This window comes from Endozoicomonas sp. SESOKO4, assembly GCF_024606275.1.
The window spans coordinates 1-1,422 of sequence record NZ_JAHHPS010000203.1; the positions used below are offsets into that span (position 1 = coordinate 1).

At 42.2% G+C, this 1,422-nt stretch carries 1 protein-coding gene; it reads right to left on the reverse strand.

The window, feature by feature from the left end:
- Positions 1-155: 155 nt before the first annotated feature.
- Positions 156-1,422 (reverse strand): hypothetical protein (locus KDK16_RS03920; protein ID WP_257274763.1); only part of this gene is annotated, 1,267 nt, incomplete at its 5' end.

Below are 1,422 nucleotides of genomic sequence, written 5' to 3' on the forward strand. Positions count from 1 at the left end.
TAGACCATGGATTGCAGCAGTGCTCACTTTTCTGCACCAGCCAGACTCAGTCTGACCTCCCGGCAGTGCGTATGGCCAGCAGTTTGCGAAGAAGTGTGCTGATGGCGCTTACTTTGAGAGAACAGGAAGGAGACTAAAAATAAACTCCGTCAAGACTACTCTCTGTCATTATCGGGTCTGTCAGTATCACTACTTTCAGTGTCACCCATGACAGCATCACTACTTTCAGAGTCGCCACTGCCATAGTCGATACTGCCATAATCGATACTGTTACGGTGGCTACCACCGGAGTCACTGCTGTCAGAGTCACCGCTGCCATAGTCAATACTGTTACGGTGACTACTGCCAGAGTCAGTGCTGTTGGAGTCTCCACTGCCATAATCAATATTGTTATGGTGACTATAGCGATAGTCACTACTGTCAGAGTCACAAGGATTATTCATAGCAAAATCATAGTTAAGCCCGAACCAACCGACGAAATCTTCCAAGTAGTCTATCCGTTCTTTCAGGTATTTTTTCTTCTTCTTTTCTTCGCTGAACTCTTTTCCTTCTTGTTCCACTGTCTCGTCGTAATTGGCTCCATCGGCCTGCTGATTAGCAACAGTGTCATTCGTTGCCAGATATGCCAGCGTTTTGACGGATTGTTCCAGCAGATCCGAAAATTCTGTGCCCAGAACTACCATTATGACGTAGTAATCTTCTTCAATAAAAGCTTTTGGTAATTGTTTCTCTATGTACTGTTCCAGGGTTAGAAGCAACTCTTGAAATAATTCAGGCTTTTCATTTCCAGGATTGTCTCTTGCGTCTTTTAATACCTTTTCGAATATTCCAAATAATGCCTGTTCTTTGCCTTTTATGCCTGAAGAGTCAGTATTGGTGTCTAACCAATTTGATTGACTAAAATAACTCGATAGGTTGTCAAGATGTGTATTTGCGAGTTGTATAGAGAAAGGATCAAGCATCAGGCTTATGGCATTAATGAGACTCACAAACTGACTACACGAGGCAACTAATTCAGGTTTTGTGTTACGATATTCTTTTATCAGACTGGACATTCGTTTAGCAGATTTTATATTACGCTGATAAATCGGTATTTTTTTTTGATTAATGTCATAGTTGAGCAGGGAGAAAGCGGCAATTAGCAGTGGGTCGGCTGATGGCGTGTATTTTTCAGCTTGCGAGGGTTTTTCCGATTCGCTCAAAAATATAAGGCGCATTTTTTCCAGCACTTTCAGGCCAATGAAGCATTTATTAGATTCTTCGATATTTGCTTTTAAAATTTTGTGATCTTCTATAGGTGTTTTTGCACCTAAAAGCTCAACTTTTTTTGCATCGAGTCTGTCGATACCAGACAAGCTAGCGGCGTGAAGCAGGAATGAGTGAAAAAACCAATAAGCGGCTTGTGGGTGGGCTCCCTTGCAG